This is a genomic window from Zymomonas sp. (assembly GCF_020216885.1).
In the GTDB taxonomy this organism is placed as follows: domain Bacteria; phylum Pseudomonadota; class Alphaproteobacteria; order Sphingomonadales; family Sphingomonadaceae; genus Zymomonas.
This window is the reverse complement of record NZ_JAIWON010000066.1, coordinates 1-16,470: the sequence shown is the minus strand read 5'-3', so window position 1 is coordinate 16,470 and position 16,470 is coordinate 1. Positions and strand designations below refer to the sequence as shown.

Annotated in this window: 25 protein-coding genes; all 25 read right to left on the bottom strand. The window is 49.4% G+C overall.

The genetic code is table 11. The features are described 5' to 3' along the window. The coding region (rplF, locus tag LDL18_RS03575; protein ID WP_296507015.1) for a 50S ribosomal protein L6 at positions 1–500 on the bottom strand (500 nt) is incomplete at its 3' end. Next, positions 500–895, bottom strand: a complete 396-nt coding sequence (gene rpsH / locus LDL18_RS03570) for a 30S ribosomal protein S8 (protein WP_011240437.1) — start codon at positions 893–895, stop codon at positions 500–502. The genes rplF and rpsH, both read right to left, overlap by 1 nt. A gap of 13 nt (positions 896–908) precedes the next feature. Then, positions 909–1,214, bottom strand: a complete 306-nt coding sequence (gene rpsN, locus LDL18_RS03565; protein ID WP_011240436.1) for a 30S ribosomal protein S14 — start codon at positions 1,212–1,214, stop codon at positions 909–911. 43 nt (positions 1,215–1,257) lie between these two features. After that, positions 1,258–1,836: a 50S ribosomal protein L5 gene (gene rplE, locus LDL18_RS03560; RefSeq protein WP_011240435.1), complete on the bottom strand. Its 579-nt coding sequence runs from the start codon at positions 1,834–1,836 to the stop codon at positions 1,258–1,260. Continuing rightward, a complete protein-coding gene (gene rplX / locus LDL18_RS03555; protein WP_296507014.1) occupies positions 1,829–2,146 on the bottom strand; it encodes a 50S ribosomal protein L24 in 318 nt (105 codons plus the stop codon). The genes rplE and rplX overlap by 8 nt, the downstream gene beginning before the upstream one ends. Next, complete coding sequence (gene rplN, locus LDL18_RS03550; protein ID WP_011240433.1) at positions 2,146–2,517, bottom strand: 50S ribosomal protein L14; 372 nt, start codon at positions 2,515–2,517, stop codon at positions 2,146–2,148. Before rplN ends, rplX begins: the two co-directional genes overlap by 1 nt. A 68-nt stretch (positions 2,518–2,585) precedes the next feature. Beyond that, positions 2,586–2,837 carry a 30S ribosomal protein S17 gene (gene rpsQ / locus LDL18_RS03545; protein ID WP_011240432.1) on the bottom strand — a complete coding sequence of 84 codons (252 nt, stop codon included), beginning with the start codon at positions 2,835–2,837 and terminating at the stop codon, positions 2,586–2,588. Positions 2,838–2,849: 12 nt separating this feature from the next. After that, positions 2,850–3,053: a 50S ribosomal protein L29 gene (gene rpmC, locus LDL18_RS03540; RefSeq protein ID WP_011240431.1), complete on the bottom strand. Its 204-nt coding sequence runs from the start codon at positions 3,051–3,053 to the stop codon at positions 2,850–2,852. Between the two features lie 2 nt (positions 3,054–3,055). After that, positions 3,056–3,487, bottom strand: coding sequence for a 50S ribosomal protein L16 (gene rplP, locus LDL18_RS03535; protein WP_011240430.1), 432 nt, complete (start codon positions 3,485–3,487; stop codon positions 3,056–3,058). A gap of 64 nt (positions 3,488–3,551) precedes the next feature. Then, entirely contained in the window at positions 3,552–4,247 is a 696-nt protein-coding gene (gene rpsC, locus LDL18_RS03530) for a 30S ribosomal protein S3 (RefSeq protein WP_011240429.1), read from the bottom strand. A 1-nt stretch (position 4,248) separates the two neighbouring features. After that, positions 4,249–4,629 (bottom strand): 50S ribosomal protein L22, encoded by a 381-nt coding sequence (rplV, locus tag LDL18_RS03525; protein ID WP_011240428.1) that lies wholly within the window; start codon positions 4,627–4,629, stop codon positions 4,249–4,251. Then, positions 4,629–4,904: a 30S ribosomal protein S19 gene (rpsS, locus tag LDL18_RS03520; RefSeq protein WP_011240427.1), complete on the bottom strand. Its 276-nt coding sequence runs from the start codon at positions 4,902–4,904 to the stop codon at positions 4,629–4,631. The genes rplV and rpsS overlap by 1 nt, the downstream gene beginning before the upstream one ends. Before the next feature lie 2 nt (positions 4,905–4,906). Continuing rightward, positions 4,907–5,743 (bottom strand): 50S ribosomal protein L2, encoded by an 837-nt coding sequence (gene rplB, locus LDL18_RS03515; RefSeq protein WP_011240426.1) that lies wholly within the window; start codon positions 5,741–5,743, stop codon positions 4,907–4,909. 4 nt (positions 5,744–5,747) lie between these two features. Next, positions 5,748–6,059 carry a 50S ribosomal protein L23 gene (locus LDL18_RS03510; RefSeq protein WP_011240425.1) on the bottom strand — a complete coding sequence of 104 codons (312 nt, stop codon included), beginning with the start codon at positions 6,057–6,059 and terminating at the stop codon, positions 5,748–5,750. Continuing rightward, positions 6,052–6,675, bottom strand: a complete 624-nt coding sequence (rplD, locus tag LDL18_RS03505; RefSeq protein ID WP_296507013.1) for a 50S ribosomal protein L4 — start codon at positions 6,673–6,675, stop codon at positions 6,052–6,054. The genes LDL18_RS03510 and rplD overlap by 8 nt, the downstream gene beginning before the upstream one ends. 2 nt (positions 6,676–6,677) lie before the next feature. Then, the gene (rplC, locus tag LDL18_RS03500; protein WP_014848726.1) at positions 6,678–7,406 is read right to left on the bottom strand and encodes a 50S ribosomal protein L3; all 729 of its coding nucleotides are present in this window, start codon (positions 7,404–7,406) and stop codon (positions 6,678–6,680) included. A 314-nt stretch (positions 7,407–7,720) separates the two neighbouring features. Beyond that, complete coding sequence (rpsJ, locus tag LDL18_RS03495) at positions 7,721–8,032, bottom strand: 30S ribosomal protein S10 (RefSeq protein ID WP_012817274.1); 312 nt, start codon at positions 8,030–8,032, stop codon at positions 7,721–7,723. A gap of 106 nt (positions 8,033–8,138) precedes the next feature. After that, positions 8,139–9,332 carry an elongation factor Tu gene (gene tuf / locus LDL18_RS03490; protein WP_296507012.1) on the bottom strand — a complete coding sequence of 398 codons (1,194 nt, stop codon included), beginning with the start codon at positions 9,330–9,332 and terminating at the stop codon, positions 8,139–8,141. Positions 9,333–9,435: 103 nt separating this feature from the next. Beyond that, positions 9,436–11,508, bottom strand: coding sequence for an elongation factor G (gene fusA / locus LDL18_RS03485; RefSeq protein WP_296507011.1), 2,073 nt, complete (start codon positions 11,506–11,508; stop codon positions 9,436–9,438). A 58-nt stretch (positions 11,509–11,566) separates the two neighbouring features. Further along, complete coding sequence (rpsG, locus tag LDL18_RS03480) at positions 11,567–12,037, bottom strand: 30S ribosomal protein S7 (protein WP_011240419.1); 471 nt, start codon at positions 12,035–12,037, stop codon at positions 11,567–11,569. Positions 12,038–12,052: 15 nt separating this feature from the next. Then, positions 12,053–12,424, bottom strand: coding sequence for a 30S ribosomal protein S12 (gene rpsL, locus LDL18_RS03475; RefSeq protein WP_011240418.1), 372 nt, complete (start codon positions 12,422–12,424; stop codon positions 12,053–12,055). A gap of 398 nt (positions 12,425–12,822) precedes the next feature. Next, on the bottom strand, positions 12,823–13,533 hold the full coding sequence (locus LDL18_RS03470; protein WP_296507010.1) for a phosphatase PAP2 family protein: 711 nt from the start codon (positions 13,531–13,533) through the stop codon (positions 12,823–12,825). A gap of 8 nt (positions 13,534–13,541) precedes the next feature. Beyond that, positions 13,542–14,942, bottom strand: coding sequence for a dihydrolipoyl dehydrogenase (gene lpdA, locus LDL18_RS03465; RefSeq protein ID WP_296507009.1), 1,401 nt, complete (start codon positions 14,940–14,942; stop codon positions 13,542–13,544). 45 nt (positions 14,943–14,987) lie between these two features. Then, entirely contained in the window at positions 14,988–15,437 is a 450-nt protein-coding gene (locus LDL18_RS03460; protein ID WP_011240415.1) for an acyl-CoA thioesterase, read from the bottom strand. Next, positions 15,434–16,470 (bottom strand): dihydrolipoamide acetyltransferase family protein (locus LDL18_RS03455; RefSeq protein ID WP_296507008.1); only part of this gene is annotated, 1,037 nt, incomplete at its 5' end. The genes LDL18_RS03455 and LDL18_RS03460, both read right to left, overlap by 4 nt.

Sequence of the window (16,470 nt, the reverse complement as noted above, 5' to 3'; positions counted from 1 at the left end):
TCACCGGCATACTTGATACCCTTACCCTTATAAGGTTCAGGACGACGCCAGCGACGAATCTCAGCCGCGACCTGACCAACTTTCTGCTTATCAATACCAGAGATATTGACAGTCGTTGGTTCCGGCGTCTGGATCGTGATACCTTCCGGTATAGCAAAATCGATATCGTGGCTGTAGCCAAGCTGCAGTTTCAGGTTTTTTCCCTGTGAAGCAGCGCGATAACCGACACCCGTGATCTGAAGGGTTTTAGAATAACCTTGAGTCACACCATCGATCAGATTCTGTACCAATGTACGCTGCATACCCCAGAAAGAACGGGCGCGCTTCGTGTCATTGATAGGCTTTACAGAAAGCTGACCATCTTCAAGTGAATAGGTCACTTCAGAAGACAAAGGCATAGAAAGCTCGCCTTTGGGGCCTTTTACTGAAAGTACACCGTCTGCAATATTTGCGGTGACGCCCGTCGGGATAGCCACCGGCTTTTTACCGATACGGCTCATCAGAACACCTCCGCAAGGACTTCACCGCCGACATTCTGGTCGCGGGCTTCTGCATCAGAAAGAACACCTTTCGGCGTTGAAACGATCGTGATGCCAAGGCCATTACGGACACGCGGTAATTCGCGAGAACCAGAATAGATACGACGACCCGGTTTCGAAACACGAGCCAGATGATGAATAGCCGGCTGGCCTTCAAAATATTTCAGCTCAATGCGCAGTGCGTCATGATTGCCAAGCTTGGCTTCAGTATAACCGCGAATATAGCCTTCACGTGCCAGCACATCTAATACGCGAACACGTAACTTAGAGGCAGGAGATACCACGCTATCTTTGCGGGCATGCTGGCCGTTGCGAATGCGGGTGAGCAAATCACCCAGAGGATCGGACAATGCCATTTTATATATCCCCTTACCAGCTCGACTTGGTGACGCCTGGAATCAGGCCTTTATTAGCCAGATCACGCAACTGGATGCGGCAGAGCTGGAACTTACGATAATAACCGCGCGGGCGGCCAGTTAAAGCACAACGATTGCGAACACGCGTTGGATTCGCATTTCGTGGCAATTCAGCCATTTTCAGCCGTGCAACAAGACGATCCGTCTCATCAAGGCTCTTGTCATTAGCAGCAGCCTTTAACCGGGAATATTTACCGGCATAGGCTTTAGCCATTTTTTTGCGCTTTTCGTTCTTGTTAATCGAACTCAGTTTCGCCATGACTTAAGTTCTCTTTCCTTAAAGAGCTGCCTGATTCATGAAATCAGGCTGCCTTTTTCTGTGTAGTGTCAGCCGGGAACGGAAAGCCGAACAAACGAAGCAATTCACGTGCTTCTTCATCCGTCTTAGCCGTAGTGGCAACAACGACATCCATACCGCGGATGGTGGAAACCTGATCATAGCTAATTTCCGGGAAAATCAGCTGTTCTTTGATACCGGTAGCATAGTTGCCACGACCATCAAAGGACTTTGGGTTCAATCCACGGAAGTCACGTACGCGAGGCAATGCGATCGTCAGAAAACGATCGAGAAACTCGAACATACGTTCACGACGGAGCGTTACCTTGACACCGATCGGCATACCTTCACGCAATTTAAATTGCGCAATGGATTTTTTTGCACGGGTTACGACAGGCTTCTGACCAGCAATCAGCTCCATTTCGGCTGCGGCTTGGTCAACCTTTTTCTTGTCCTGCGTCGCTTCACCAACGCCCATATTCAGGACGATTTTCGTGAGTTTCGGGACTTCAAAAGCATTTTTATAACCGAATTTTTCGGTCATTGCTTTGATGATCTCGTCATCATACTGCTTTTTCAGGCGCGGAACATAGGCTTTAGCCATTGATCGTCTCCCCTGATTTTACAGCGATGCGTACTTTCTTACCATCGCGAACATCAAAACGGACCCGGGTGGCTTTACCCGTTTTCGGATCTTCGACTGCAACCTTGGAGGCAGCAATCGGCGCTTCCATACGATCCAGCCCGCCCTGGGGGTTAGCCTGGCTCGGTTTACGATGACGGGTAATAATATTGATACCCGAAACGACCACCTTGCCTTCTTGTGGCAGAGCCTGGGTTACTTCGCCATGCTTACCTTTGTCCTTGCCGGACAAGATAACCACGCGATCACCTTTTTTAATTTTAGCTGCCATTACAACACCTCAGGCGCAAGTGAAATAATTTTCATATGGTTACGCGCCCGTAACTCACGTACCACCGGACCAAAAATACGAGTACCAATAGGTTCGCCACTCGTTTTATTGATCAGAACAGCCGCATTACCGTCGAAACGAATCACCGAACCATCGGCGCGGTGAATATCTTTGGCAGTGCGAACGATAACGGCACGATGGACGTCACCCTTCTTAACGCGCCCGCGCGGTGCGGCTTCCTTGACTGATACAACGATAACATCGCCAACAGTCGCGGTACGACGCTTAGAACCGCCCAGCACCTTGATGCACTGCACCCTCTTCGCACCGCTGTTGTCGGCAACGTCAAGGTTCGTTTGCATCTGGATCATATAATTAGACCCTTCTTTTTAACCCGGACTAGCCGGGAAAGCCTCTCTATACCTGCAAGCTTAAATAATTAAGCAGCAGACGCTTTATCTGCTTTTTCAAGCACACGCCATGATTTAAGTTTCGAAATCGGCGCGCATTCTTCAATACGCACAGTTTCGCCTTCATGATAGGCGTTTTGCTCGTCATGAGCATGATATTTTTTCGACAAGCGGATGATCTTACCGTAAAGGGGATGTTTCACTTTACGCTCGACCAAAACCACTACCGTTTTGTCGGTCTTATCAGAGACCACGGTTCCCGTCAGCACACGTTTGGGCATGATGAGAAATCCTTACTTGGTTGCCGAGCGCTGACGCTCGGCCTGTAAAGTCTTAATCTGAGCAATAGTGCGACGCACTTCGCGAACCCGGGCGGGTTTTTCCAGCTGGCCAGTGGCTGACTGGAAACGCAGATTGAACTGCTCACGCTTCATTTCACCCAGCTCGACGGCAAGTTGATCGTCACTCTTTGCTTTGAGATCGTCAATCTTCGCCATATTTAGGCCTCTTCATATATGGTCTCACCCAAACGGGCAACGACCTTCACTTTGATGGGCAATTTCGCTGCGGCGCGTTCAAAAGCGACGCGAGCGATCGGGCCAGGAACACCATCTAATTCAAAAAGAATCCGACCGGGTTTCACACGGGCGACCCAGAATTCCGGTGAACCTTTACCGGAGCCCATGCGGACTTCAGCAGGTTTGCTGGAAACAGGGACATCCGGAAAAATGCGGATCCACAGCCGTCCCTGACGGCGGATATGACGGGTAATAGCACGACGAGCAGCTTCGATCTGGCGCGCGGTAATCCGATCTGGCTCCATAGCCTTCAGACCATACGCACCGAAATTAAGCGTAGCACCGCCAGGTGCATTACCATGAATACGACCCTTGTGGGCCTTACGAAATTTAGTTCGTTTCGGTTGCAGCATTTTACTTCGCCTTCTGACACCGATTATCCGGTCGATCAGGCGACGCTGATAAGGGAATTACCCCTTATCGCGTCGGCCGGACCCCCGACGTCTGAGCTTCTACCATCAGCCGATCTTGGGCTAAGGGATCATGAGCCATGATTTCACCCTTAAAGATCCAGACCTTGATTCCACACACACCATAAGCGGTATGCGCTTCAGCTTCGGCATAATCGACATTTGCGCGCAAGGTATGCAACGGCACACGGCCTTCACGATACCATTCAGTCCGGGCAATTTCAGCACCACCCAAACGACCACCGCAAGTGATTCTGACACCCTGAGCACCAAGACGCAGAGCAGACTGAACAGCACGCTTCATCGCACGCCGGAAAGCAACACGCCTTTCAAGCTGATCGGCAATGCCCTGGGCGACCAACTGAGCATCGATTTCCGGTTTACGGATTTCGACAATGTTCAGAGAAACGCCACTTTCAGTCATGGAGTCCAGTTTTTTACGCAGCTTTTCAATGTCTGCGCCTTTTTTACCGATGATAACACCGGGACGGGCAGCATAAATTGAAATACGGCATAATTTAGCCGGACGCTCAATCACCACTTTCGAAATCGCTGCCTGTGGCAGCGTTTTCATGATGAATTTGCGGATCTTGATATCTTCAAGCAACAGCTGGCCATAATCGCCACCTTGGGCAAACCAGCGGCTGTCCCATGTACGATTAATCTGCAGCCGCATACCGATCGGGTTAGATTTATGACCCATCTTATTCAGCCTCTTCCTGTTCGCGGACAACGACACGGATGCGCGAAAATGGCTTGATGATCTGAGTCGAACGACCGCGAGCACGGGTTGCGAAACGCTTCATCACGATCGATTTACCGACCGATGCCTCTTTCACAATCAGAGCGTCAACGTCGAGATTGTGGTTATTCTCGGCGTTAGCAATAGCAGAAGCAAGAACCTTGCGGACATCTTTTGCCATTGCCTTCTTGGAAAAGCTCAAAATGTTCAGGGCTTCACCAGCTTTCTTCCCACGGATTAGACCCGCAACAAGATTCAGCTTGTAAGAGCTACCGCGAACGGTGGTGGCGACGGCTAAGGCCTCCTTTTCACCGACGCGACGGGGAGCTTGCGGCTTAGACATTAGCGCTTACCCTTCTTGTCAGCGGCATGGCCAGGGAAAGTGCGCGTTGGCGCAAATTCACCCAGTTTATGACCAACCATTTCTTCATTGACTAGTACCGGCACAAATTTGCGGCCATTATAGACATTGAAAGTCAAACCAACAAACTGTGGCAGAATCGTCGAACGACGCGACCAGGTCTTGATGGGAGCCCGGTTGCTGCTGTCCTGCGCTGTCTCTGCTTTTTTCAACAGAGACAGTTCGACAAACGGACCTTTCCAAACGGAGCGGGCCATGCTTACCTCTTCTTCTTCGCGTGACGCGAACGGATAATGAACTTGTCCGTCGCCTTATTCGAACGGGTGCGAGCACCCTTGGTCGGTTTACCCCAAGGCGTTACCGGATGACGACCACCAGATGTGCGGCCTTCACCACCACCATGCGGATGATCGACAGGGTTCTTTGCAACACCACGGGTTAACGGGCGGCGACCAAGCCAACGATTACGGCCGGCTTTGGCAAAATTCTGGTTGGCATTGTCAGAGTTGGATACGGCACCAACTGTAACCATGCAATCAGAACGGATGTAGCGCTGTTCACCTGAATTCAGGCGAATCATTACCATGCCTTTGTCACGACCAACGATCTGAGCATAAGCACCGGCTGCGCGAGCGAGCTGGCCACCCTTGCTGGGTTTAAGTTCGATGTTGTGCACAATGGTACCAAGCGGAGCTTGGCCGATTTCCATGGCATTGCCGGGTTTCACATCGGCTTTGCGAGAAGCAACAATGGAATCACCAACACCTAAACGCTGCGGGGCAAGAATATAAGATAAGGTTTTATCTTCATATTCAACCAGGGCAATAAAAGCTGAACGGTTGGGATCATATTCAATCCGCTGAACCGTAGCTGGCATATCCCATTTACGACGTTTGAAGTCGACAAGCCGGTATTTCTGCTTGTGACCACCACCGATACCGCGTGAAGTTCTGTGACCTTTGTTGTTCCGGCCACCGGTTTTATTCTTCCCTTCAGTGAGGGCTTTAACCGGGCTACCTTTCCACAAAGACGAGCGGTCGACCAGGATAAGGCCACGGCGGGCCGGGCTGGTCGGATTATAATGCTTAAGAGCCATCGTCCTAGACCCCTGTCGTCACATCGATTGACTGACCTTCAGCCAGAGTCACGATCGCCTTTTTGACGTCTGACCGCCGATAAGGGCGGCCTTTCCACTTTTTGGTCTTGCCTTTGGTGATAACAGTATTCACCGATTTGACGGAAACCCCAAACAAAGCTTCAACAGCTTCTTTAATCGCAGGTTTGGTCGCATCAGCGGCTACTTTGAAGACCACCGCGTTAAATTCAGAGACCATAGTCGATTTTTCAGTGATGTGCGGACCGAGCACAACATCATAGTGGCGGATTGCCACCCCATCCTGACTTTTAGCCATTGAGACGAGCCTCCAGCTTTTCAACAGCGGCGCGAGTCAGCACCAGCGTGTCATGTTTCAGAATGTCGTAGACATTGGCACCTACGGCCGGCAACACATCGAGACCGACAAGGTTGCTTGAGGCACGAGCAAAGTTTTCATTGACCGTATCGCCATCAACAACCAGAACCTTTGGACCAAAGCCTAAAGACTGAATCTGTGCGGCTAAGAGCTTGGTCTTTACTTCAACATCCAAAGCTTCGATGACAACTAAAGTGCCCGTTTTTGCTTTGGAAGACAGAGCCATACGAAGACCAAGGGCGCGAACCTTCTTGTTTAAAGAAGGATTGAAAACGCGCGCTCTTGCACCATGAGCTTTACCACCACCGATAAAGATAGGTGAGCGACGATCACCATGACGGGCGGTACCACCACCTTTTTGACGGCCGAATTTTTTACCGGAACGTGCAACGTCAGAACGTTCACGCGTAGCGCGGGTCGGCGCACGGCGTTTTTCCAACTGCCATGTTACGACACGATGCAAAATATCAGCACGCGGTTCGACACCGAATACGGCATCGTTAAGCTCGATGCTACCCTTCTTAGATGCATCGAGGGACTGAACTTCAACCTTCATGATCAGCCCTCCTGACCTTCTGCGGCCACCGGCGCAGCCGGAGCCTCGTTGCCATTCGCGGCTTTAATGGCGGCCGGATAAGGAGCGTCGGCTGGACGTGCTACTTTAACAGCATCACGAATAATCAACCATGCACCCTTTGAACCGGGGACAGAACCACGAACAAAAATCAGATCGCGTTCAGCATCGGTAGAAATAACTTCCAAATTCTGCTGAGTCCGCTGGCGGGCACCCATATGGCCAGCCATTTTCTTGTTTTTGAAAACGCGACCCGGATCCTGACGATTACCGGTAGAACCATGGGAACGGTGAGATAAGGACACACCATGGGTGGCACGCAAACCACCAAAGCCCCAGCGCTTCATAGCACCGGCAAAGCCTTTACCCTGGGTCTGGCCAGAAATATCGACCAACTGACCAGCAATAAAATGATCAGCTGAAATTGATGTTCCGACTTCGAGAACGGCGTCTTCGGAAACGGGGAATTCAACCAATTTTGCCTTCAGCTCGACTTCGGCTTTGGCAAAATGACCCCGTACAGGCTTGGTAACGTTTTTAGCTTTTGCAGAACCTGCACCAAGCTGAACAGCAACGTATCCATCCTGATCTTTATTTTTGACGGCCACGACCTGCACATCTTCGAGTTTCAGGACGGTTACCGGCACATGCCGACCATCTTCCTGAAACAGACGCGTCATTCCGACCTTCTTGGCGATCACGCCAGTACGCATGATCCATTACTCCTTCAGAGGCTCGCGACAGCGGCGAGCATGATAAACGAAAAGCTCCTACGTCCGAATGACGAAGGAGCCGGCCCCTTTACAATAGAAGCCCCCGCCAGGGCCATATACTATGAGACATAGTAAATAAGGCGGGGACGCATGACACCAGATAAAACTGGTCGGTATCCCTGCTTGTCTACAATGGTGAATATCGTATTTCGCTCAAGAAATCTACCCTTCCCTTTCAAAGAAAGAGAAAAAATATCACCATCGCAGAAATGGGAGGAAAACCGGTTATCTTAGTATCCGGCTCAAACGCTTTATTAAGCTAATTTGATTTCAACTTCAACACCTGCCGCGAGGTCAAGCTTCATTAAAGCATCAACAGTCTGGGGGGTTGGCTGAACGATATCCAGAAGGCGCTTATAGGTACGCACTTCAAACTGTTCACGCGACTTTTTATCGATATGTGGACCACGGTTGACCGTGAACTTCTCGATGCGCGTCGGCAAGGGAATCGGTCCGCGAATAAGAGCACCAGTCCGACGAGCTGTGTCGGCGATATCTCCTGTAGCCTGATCTAAAACACGATGATCAAACGCCTTGAGGCGAATGCGAATATTCTGCGTATCCATATCCCTAACCATTTCAAAGAACGAGGAGGCGCCTAAGACAAATTGTCTTTTGGCGCCCACCTAAAAAATGAGAGCTAACCGGCAGGATGCCGGTTAGCTAACGAAATTATTTAATGATGGAGCTGACAACACCAGCGCCAACGGTACGGCCACCTTCGCGAATAGCGAAGCGAAGACCCGGATCCATAGCGATCGGAGCAATCAATTTCACACCAAACGCAATGTTGTCGCCTGGCATAACCATTTCGACATCTTCAGGCAAAGTGATTTCGCCCGTAACGTCGGTGGTGCGGAAATAGAACTGCGGACGATAGTTCGCGAAGAACGGGGTGTGACGGCCACCTTCATCTTTCGACAGAACATAAACTTCTGCCTTGAATTCGGTATGCGGCGTAATGGAACCCGGTTTAGCCAAAACCTGACCACGTTCAACTTCGGTACGAGCCGTACCACGAAGCAGAGCACCGATGTTATCGCCAGCTTCACCCTGATCGAGCAGCTTACGGAACATTTCAACGCCCGTAACGGTGGTCTTTTTGGTGTCACGAAGACCGACGATTTCGACTTCTTCACCGACCTTGACGACACCGGTTTCAACACGACCGGTAACAACCGTACCACGACCAGAGATGGAGAAAACATCTTCGATCGGCATCAGGAAGCTTTTGTCCAAAGGACGTTCCGGCTGCGGAATGTATTCATCAACAGCTGCCATCAAAGAAAGGATGGCTTCTTTGCCGATTTCCGGATTTTTGTCTTCCAGAGCAGCCAGAGCAGAACCCTTAACGATAGGAATATCGTCACCCGGGAAGTCGTAGCTGGAAAGAAGTTCGCGGATTTCCATTTCGACGAGTTCCAGAAGTTCTGGATCATCGACCTGATCGACCTTGTTCATGAAAACGACAAGGGCAGGAACACCGACCTGACGAGCGAGCAGGATGTGCTCACGAGTCTGAGGCATAGGACCGTCAGCAGCGGACACAACCAAGATTGCGCCGTCCATCTGAGCAGCACCGGTGATCATGTTCTTCACATAATCGGCATGACCCGGGCAATCGACGTGGGCATAATGCCGAGTTTCGGTTTCGTATTCAACGTGAGACGTTGAAATCGTGATACCGCGTTCACGTTCTTCCGGAGCTTTATCGATGTTGGCATAGTCAACAAAGGTGTTGCCGCCACCAGCTTCAGCCAAAACTTTGGTAATAGCTGCAGTCAGGGTAGTTTTACCATGATCGACGTGACCAATGGTACCGATATTACAATGCGGCTTATTCCGCTCAAACTTAGCTTTCGCCATTAGTTACCTCTTTTTGTTACCGCTTTTATCACTATTGTATTGAGCGCGCCGCGCTTCTCCGGCGCGCTCATAACGACATTTTTCGGTTTATGCCAGTATTTAATTAAGCCATCTTCGATTTTAACTCATCCGCGACGTTAGCCGGGACTTCGTCATAATGCGAAAATTGCATCGAATACTGGGCGCGTCCCTGGGTGAAGGAACGGAGCTGGTTCACATAGCCGAACATGTTAGCCAGCGGCACCATTGCTTCGACGACCTGGGCATTACCGCGTGTATCGGTGCCTTGAATCTGGCCGCGCCGCGAATTCATATCACCGATCACGTCACCGAGATAATCCTCCGGCGTGATTACCTCAACCCGCATTACTGGTTCAAGGAGCTTGATTCCCGCCTTCTGAGCGGCTTCACGCATAGCACCTCGGCCAGCAATTTCAAAGGCAAGAGCCGAAGAATCGACATCGTGATACGCACCATCAGTTAAATGGATTTCAAAGTCGATAATCGGGAAGCCGATTAAAGAACCTGTTTCTGCGGTTTCACGCATACCTTTTTCGACGGAAGGGATATATTCACGAGGAATATTACCACCCTTGATTTCATCGAAGAACTGGATACCAGCGCCTCGTTCACTCGGAACAAGGTTGACTTTTACGCGACCGAACTGACCAGAACCACCGGACTGTTTCTTATGCGTATAATCAACTTCGACCGGACGGGCGAGTGATTCGCGATAAGCGACCTGCGGGGCGCCGACATTGGCTTCCACCTTGAATTCGCGCTTCATACGATCAACAAGAATATCAAGGTGAAGTTCACCCATTCCCTTAATGATCGTCTGGCCTGATTCAAAATCGGAAGAAACGCGGAAAGAAGGATCTTCAGCCGCCAAGCGGTTGAGTGCCAGACCCATTTTTTCCTGATCGGCCTTCGTCTTCGGTTCCACGGCGACTTCGATCACAGGTTCCGGAAATTCCATCCGTTCCAGAATGATCGGTGCGTTCGGAGCACAAAGCGTATCACCAGTCGTGGTTTCTTTCATACCAACCAGAGCGACGATATCGCCAGCATAAGCCTCTTCGAGATCTTCACGGCTGTTGGCATGCATCAAAAGCATACGACCAACTTTTTCGCGCTTATCTTTCACTGAATTCAAAACGGTACCCTTGGTCAGTTTACCGGAATAAATACGAGCAAAAGTCAACGAACCCACAAAAGGATCGTTCATGATTTTAAATGCAAGCGCAGAGAAAGGTTCGTCGTCAGAGGGCTTACGACTATCTTTCGTTTCGCCATCCATTTTCACGCCTTCGACCGGAGGAATATCCAACGGGCTCGGCAAGAAATCAACGACTGCATCCAAGAGAGGCTGAACACCTTTGTTCTTGAAAGCAGAACCACACAGAACAGGAACAAAGTCCTGTGCCAACGTACCCTTACGGATCAGTTTTTTAAGCGTGGCAACGTCTGGTTCGGTTCCTTCGAGATAGGCTTCCATAGCAGCATCATCTTGCTCAACTGCCATTTCGATCATTTCAGCGCGCGCAGCTTCTGCGTCGGCTTTATACTCTTCGGGAATTTCCTGATATTCGAATTTTGCACCCAGGCTTTCTTCAAGCCAAATGATAGCGCGATTTTCAACCAGGTCGACCAAGCCCTTGAAATCACCTTCAAGGCCGATCGGCAAGTAGAGCACCAGCGGACGAGCGCCGAGGCGATCACGAATCATGTCAACGCAGCGGAGGAAGTTCGCACCAGTACGGTCAAGTTTATTCACGAAGCACATACGTGGAACGTGATATTTTTCAGCCTGACGCCAAACTGTTTCTGACTGCGGCTCAACACCAGCCACGCCATCGAAACAGGCAACTGCACCGTCTAAAACGCGAAGAGAACGTTCAACTTCAATGGTAAAGTCAACATGCCCTGGCGTATCAATGATATTGATTCGATGGTCGTTCCAAAAGCAGGTAGTTGCAGCAGACGTGATCGTAATCCCGCGCTCCTGTTCCTGCTCCATCCAATCCATGGTCGCCGTGCCTTCATGGACTTCGCCGATCTTGTAGGACTTACCGGTATAGAAAAGAATACGCTCGGTTGTGGTCGTTTTACCGGCATCAATATGAGCCATAATACCGATATTACGATATTTATCGAGCGGATATTTGCGGGCCATAGATCCTTAGTCTCCGTGACCGGACAGAGTACAAACTGTCCGGTATAGGGTAAAGCCGTTACCAGCGATAATGCGAGAATGCACGGTTTGCTTCAGCCATGCGATGCGTATCTTCACGCTTCTTGACAGCATTACCGCGGTTGTTAGCAGCATCCAGCAACTCGCCAGAAAGGCGAGCAGACATGCTATGTTCTGAACGAGCACGGGAAGCAGCGATCAACCAACGGATGGCCAATGCCTGTGCACGGTCGGGGCGGACTTCAACCGGAACCTGATAAGTAGCACCACCAACACGACGGCTGCGGACTTCGATCCCTGGTTTTACATTGTCCAAGGCTTCATGGAATACTTCCAAGGGAACGCGTTTTACGCGTGCTTCGATAGAATCCAGAGCCGAATAAAGAATACGTTCTGCAACGGATTTTTTACCGTCAAGCATCACAGAATTCATAAATTTCGAAAGAACCACATCCCCGTATTTAGGATCTGGCAAAATTTCACGTTTTTCCGGGCGACGACGACGTGCCATATCAGTTCAACCTTCTTACTTGGGCCGTTTGGCGCCATATTTGGAACGGCTCTGCTTGCGATCTTTGACACCCTGGGTATCGAGAACGCCGCGCAGAACATGGTAACGCACACCTGGAAGATCGCGAACACGACCACCACGGATAAGCACAACCGAATGCTCCTGAAGGTTATGACCTTCACCGGGGATGTAACTGATGACTTCGCGCTGATTGGTCAAACGCACTTTTGCCACTTTACGAAGAGCCGAGTTCGGCTTTTTCGGGGTCGTGGTATAAACACGGGTGCAAACACCCCGCTTCTGCGGGTTTGCCTCCATAGCAGGAACTTTAGAGCGTTCCTTCTGTAACTGACGGCCCTTACGGACCAATTGATTGATCGTCGGCATGAAGCCCTTCACCTCAAGAGTTACTTTACCAAATATACAAAATGCGCCTGACCATAATTAAATTATGAAAATAGCACCGAGCAAAAATGACTAAGCTCACCTGCGTGAATTCTTTAAAAGGAAGACGCGCATATATGGCAATGTTCAAGCGCACCCGTCTGACGCCAAAGATTCACCGTCAACAGGAGATGTAGACGGGCGCTATAGCGACGATAACGGCAAGGGTCAACGGAAAGCATCTTTCCGCTAACAAAATTACGCCATTTTACGAAATGGAAACCTTACACTGATCGGAATCGATCTTTCATGCAGTGTTTCCACGGTAGGATATAAAGAATTTTATTCTGTCATGCTAGGGCAATTTTATGAATACCCATTTTCTTCCGCTTATTCTGTTATCAAGACACGGTTTCGTGACGTTTTAAATGGGCGTTTACATCCTCATCCTCTTCATCCCTCATCTTAACAGATAACGGATCTGAATGGCGTAGCCCCCATTGTTCGCAGATTTCATAGCAGACAAGAAGCCATGCGCTTCCGGCCACCCATCCAGCCATAACATCGCTAGGCCAATGGACAGCCAGCGCAACACGGGACAAACCGACAAAAAGCGCCAACATAATAGACGCATAAAGCCAACCGAGGCGGCCACCATGACGTCTAATTAATAAGGCAAGCATCGGGTAAACGATCATGGCATTAGTGCTGTGACCGCTTGGGAAGCTAGCGCCATCCACATGATCCAAATGAAAAAAGATCAAGGGTCTGGGGCGGTTAATAACTAATTTCAAAAGCGAAAAAAAAGCCCAACCACCCAAGGGTGCCAAGATAGCAAAAATAGCCCCTAATTTATCCTTAAGGGCTATCATTGTTATAACTGCGACAAGAATACAGCTGACACGGACAGAAACATTACCGGCAAAGCTACCGATACGGGCGATACAGGCCACCCAATGATGACGAGAAGCAAAGCCACCGATTAAATGAAGTAGAGTCAGGTCAAAAGCACCAGGCGCCTCGCAGGCGGTCAGAAAACCGATCAGAAAGGCGATGATACAAAAAAAGACAATGGCAACCCAACGCCAACCACTCAGAAAAAAAGGCAACACCCCTCCCCTTAAAAATGAAGTGCGCGCCCGTAGGCGGCTAGCACACTTTCATGCATGGCTTCCGAAATCGTCGGATGAGGAAAGATCGTTTCCATAATTTCGGCTTCTGTCGTTTCCAGCGTTCTGGCGACGGTATAGCCCTGAATCATTTCAGTTACTTCAGCCCCAACCATATGCGCGCCTAAAAGGGCCCCACTGTCGGCATCAAAAACGGTTTTAACAAAGCCATCAGTTGCCCCTTGAGCAATAGCTTTCCCGTTAGCGATAAAGGGGAAATTACCTATTTTGACATTATAGCCCTGTTGCCGCGCTTTTTCTTCAGTGAGACCCACACTAGCAACTTGTGGCCTTGCATAGGTGCAGCCCGGAATATTTTGGGTATTTAAAGGATGCACATGGTCACATCCAGCAATGGCCTCGGCTGCAATGACTCCTTGATGGCTAGCTTTATGCGCGAGGCAAGGTGCTCCAGCGACATCTCCGATTGCCCAGACATGATCAACATTGGTGCGACCAAAGCCATCGACGGCGATAAAGCCGCGATCAAGTTTGATTCCCAGTTTATCAAGACCGATATTTTCAACATTAGCCACTACACCAATGGCGACAATAGCATGAGAAAAACGTTCTTTCGTAACCGTACCATCAGCTCCGGCGATTTCAGCCGTTACACCTTCATCGTCTGGCGTTAAATTCTGTAAAGCTGATTGTGTTAAAATACGGATACCGCGTTTTTTAAAGGCTTTGGCGACGTAAGCGCTGACCTCGGCGTCTTCCATTGGCAGAATTTGGGGTGCATGTTCAACAATGCTCACTTCAGCCCCAAAATCAGCATAGAAGCTGGCGAATTCGATACCGATAGCCCCCGAACCGATTACCAGCAATTTTTTCGGCATGGCAGGCGGTTTTAAAGCATGATGGTAAGTCCATATATGTTTACCATCAGAATGAACATTGGGAAGCTGTCTAGCCCTTGCTCCGGTTGCGATAATAATATCTTTGGCTTCAAGGATTTTTTCTTCGCCTTCAGTCGTTTTTACCAGCATTTGCTGATTGCCCGTCAGTTGACCGACACCACTGATGACTTCGACCTTATTTTTGCGCAGTAACGTTTTGACGCCGGAAGCCAAACGGGCGGCTACTTCGCGAGAACGTGCAATAATTTTATCGAGATCAAAGTCAGGTTTGAAAGAGGTTAGACCATAGGCTTCGGCATTTTGCATCTCATGATAAACTTCAGCAGAACGCAAAAGTGATTTGGTTGGGATACAGCCCCAGTTCAAGCAAATGCCACCTAGATGAACGCGTTCAACCAAAGCGACTTTTAGTTTTAGCTGAGCCGCCCGAATAGCCGCAACATACCCTCCTGGACCCCCGCCCAAAACAATCAGATCAAAATGATCAGCCATGAGTTAAGTTCTCTTTTCTTTGTAATTACTGCTGTTTTTCGGAGGCTATTTATCAGCTTTATCGGATAACAACCGCGTTTCATTCATCGGAGGCACCTGACAAGGGCGACGATCCTCATCAATGGCAACAAAAGTAAACAAGCCAGAAATAGCTTTTATGGTTTCCAGCTCATGCCGGACACGCCGCCAGCCTTCGACTTCAATTTTCATTGAAGTCCGGCCAACTTTCACCAATCGAGCATAAAGCGATAATTCATCACCGACCTGAACCGGCGCATGGAAAGTGATAGAATCGGCTGCGACGGTCACAACCCGAGCTAAAGCATGGCGCGCAGCAACTAAGCCGGCTGCTTGATCCAACATACCCATAAGCCAACCACCAAACATGCGGCCATCGGCATTCGTATTTGCTGGCATAGCAATAACGCGAATAGCGGGTTCTCCAGCGGGTGCTAAGGGTTCTGAATTATCCGATTTCGTGACCTGATTACTCATTGCGCTAAAATCCCTAATGGTTTTTCAACCAAATGCTTGAAGGCCGACATAAAGGCAGCCGCATCGGCACCATCAATAACACGATGATCAAAACTACCGGTGATAGTTGCAACGGTAGCAATGGTAATCGCATCATCAATCACCCAAGGCCGTCTTTCACCGCTTCCAATCGCTAAGATAGAGGCCTGTGGCGGGTTGATGACAGCATTAAATTGTTTGATACCAAACATTCCCATATTAGAAATACTGGACGTTCCGCCCTGATATTCCTGAGGTTGCAAGCGCCCTTCCCTTGCGCGAGCAATAAGCTCTTTCATTTCTACAGAAAGCGCAGACAAACTTTTGGTATCAGCTTGTTTCAAGATAGGCGTAATCAGCCCACCTTCAACAGAGACGGCGACAGAGATATCAGCCTGTGAGAATTGCAGCATCTGATCGCCATCAAAAGCAACATTGACGTTGGGCGTCGCTTTTAAGGCTAAAGCCTGTGCTTTAATCAGCATGTCATTGACTGAAATTTTAATATTCTGAACAGTCAAGGATTCATTGAGTTCAGAGCGGAGCTTCAAAAGAGCATCCATCTGAACATCAACTGTCAAATAGATATGAGGAATATTTTGTTTGGATTCGGTCAGACGGCGAGCAATAACGCGCCGCATATTGCTAAGCTTGATACTGTTATGGGGGGTATCATGCGTTATTTTACTGGAAACTTCCGGTGTGGAGACTGACTGATTAGAAGAGGCTTGATTGGCCTGAACAACAAAGGCTTCAATATCAGCTTTGATAATTCGGCCATGGGGACCACTACCGTTTACCTGTTTCAGGTCAACATGGTTTTTCTTAGCCAAGCGCTTGGCCAAAGGACTGGCTTTTATCCGCCCTGCTTTTTCTTGATAGGAAGCCGTCATATTATCTATTTTATTGCCGTAACCTGCGTTGCTGATTGCTTTATCGAGAGAGGCATCGATGGATATCGTCTCACTATCCGCCGTCTCTTTCTGCGCGACATCCTTTGTGATATCAGCTTTTT

What these genes read in the sequence shown, in the direction of transcription:
- rpsH (WP_011240437.1), bottom strand. Translation starts at nt 895, where the DNA reads ATGGCATTGTCCGATCCTCTGGGTGATTTGCTCACCCGCATTCGCAAC.
- rpsN (WP_011240436.1), bottom strand. Translation starts at nt 1,214, where the DNA reads ATGGCGAAACTGAGTTCGATTAACAAGAACGAAAAGCGCAAAAAAATG.
- rplE (WP_011240435.1), bottom strand. Translation starts at nt 1,836, where the DNA reads ATGGCTAAAGCCTATGTTCCGCGCCTGAAAAAGCAGTATGATGACGAG.
- rplX (WP_296507014.1), bottom strand. Translation starts at nt 2,146, where the DNA reads ATGGCAGCTAAAATTAAAAAAGGTGATCGCGTGGTTATCTTGTCCGGC.
- rplN (WP_011240433.1), bottom strand. Translation starts at nt 2,517, where the DNA reads ATGATCCAGATGCAAACGAACCTTGACGTTGCCGACAACAGCGGTGCG.
- rpsQ (WP_011240432.1), bottom strand. Translation starts at nt 2,837, where the DNA reads ATGCCCAAACGTGTGCTGACGGGAACCGTGGTCTCTGATAAGACCGAC.
- rpmC (WP_011240431.1), bottom strand. Translation starts at nt 3,053, where the DNA reads ATGGCGAAGATTGACGATCTCAAAGCAAAGAGTGACGATCAACTTGCC.
- rplP (WP_011240430.1), bottom strand. Translation starts at nt 3,487, where the DNA reads ATGCTGCAACCGAAACGAACTAAATTTCGTAAGGCCCACAAGGGTCGT.
- rpsC (WP_011240429.1), bottom strand. Translation starts at nt 4,247, where the DNA reads ATGGGTCATAAATCTAACCCGATCGGTATGCGGCTGCAGATTAATCGT.
- rplV (WP_011240428.1), bottom strand. Translation starts at nt 4,629, where the DNA reads ATGTCTAAGCCGCAAGCTCCCCGTCGCGTCGGTGAAAAGGAGGCCTTA.
- rpsS (WP_011240427.1), bottom strand. Translation starts at nt 4,904, where the DNA reads ATGGCCCGCTCCGTTTGGAAAGGTCCGTTTGTCGAACTGTCTCTGTTG.
- rplB (WP_011240426.1), bottom strand. Translation starts at nt 5,743, where the DNA reads ATGGCTCTTAAGCATTATAATCCGACCAGCCCGGCCCGCCGTGGCCTT.
- LDL18_RS03510 (WP_011240425.1), bottom strand. Translation starts at nt 6,059, where the DNA reads ATGGCTAAAAGTCAGGATGGGGTGGCAATCCGCCACTATGATGTTGTG.
- rplD (WP_296507013.1), bottom strand. Translation starts at nt 6,675, where the DNA reads ATGAAGGTTGAAGTTCAGTCCCTCGATGCATCTAAGAAGGGTAGCATC.
- rplC (WP_014848726.1), bottom strand. Translation starts at nt 7,406, where the DNA reads ATGCGTACTGGCGTGATCGCCAAGAAGGTCGGAATGACGCGTCTGTTT.
- rpsJ (WP_012817274.1), bottom strand. Translation starts at nt 8,032, where the DNA reads ATGGATACGCAGAATATTCGCATTCGCCTCAAGGCGTTTGATCATCGT.
- tuf (WP_296507012.1), bottom strand. Translation starts at nt 9,332, where the DNA reads ATGGCGAAAGCTAAGTTTGAGCGGAATAAGCCGCATTGTAATATCGGT.
- fusA (WP_296507011.1), bottom strand. Translation starts at nt 11,508, where the DNA reads ATGGCCCGCAAATATCCGCTCGATAAATATCGTAATATCGGTATTATG.
- rpsG (WP_011240419.1), bottom strand. Translation starts at nt 12,037, where the DNA reads ATGGCACGTCGTCGTCGCCCGGAAAAACGTGAAATTTTGCCAGATCCT.
- rpsL (WP_011240418.1), bottom strand. Translation starts at nt 12,424, where the DNA reads ATGCCGACGATCAATCAATTGGTCCGTAAGGGCCGTCAGTTACAGAAG.
- lpdA (WP_296507009.1), bottom strand. Translation starts at nt 14,942, where the DNA reads ATGGCTGATCATTTTGATCTGATTGTTTTGGGCGGGGGTCCAGGAGGG.
- LDL18_RS03460 (WP_011240415.1), bottom strand. Translation starts at nt 15,437, where the DNA reads ATGAGTAATCAGGTCACGAAATCGGATAATTCAGAACCCTTAGCACCC.